The organism is Rhizobium sp. IY2 (assembly GCF_047532935.1).
Classification (GTDB): domain Bacteria; phylum Pseudomonadota; class Alphaproteobacteria; order Rhizobiales; family Rhizobiaceae; genus Rhizobium; species Rhizobium anhuiense.
In genome coordinates, this window is record NZ_JBLKNU010000068.1 from 1 (window position 1) to 223 (window position 223).

Below are 223 nucleotides of genomic sequence, written 5' to 3' on the forward strand. Positions count from 1 at the left end.
CTTCGAGACGACGTCCTTGTAGGCATTGGCAATCGCCGGCGGTGCGCCATAGCCTTGCGCCAGCGAGCCGAACAGCGTGCCGCCTTCATTGGCAGCCTTCAGGTCGGCGATACCCTTCTTGCCGCAGGCGTCGAAGTCGGTATCGGGAACGTCGGTACGAGCCGGCACCGAACCCTTGACGACGTTGAAGGCCGACTGGAAGCTCTTCGACAGCGTTGCGGTT

General features: G+C 62.8%; 1 pseudogene. It reads right to left on the bottom strand.

The window, feature by feature from the left end:
* Positions 1–223 (bottom strand): annotated as a pseudogene (locus ACMUVN_RS33425) (sugar ABC transporter substrate-binding protein); the annotation flags it as partial.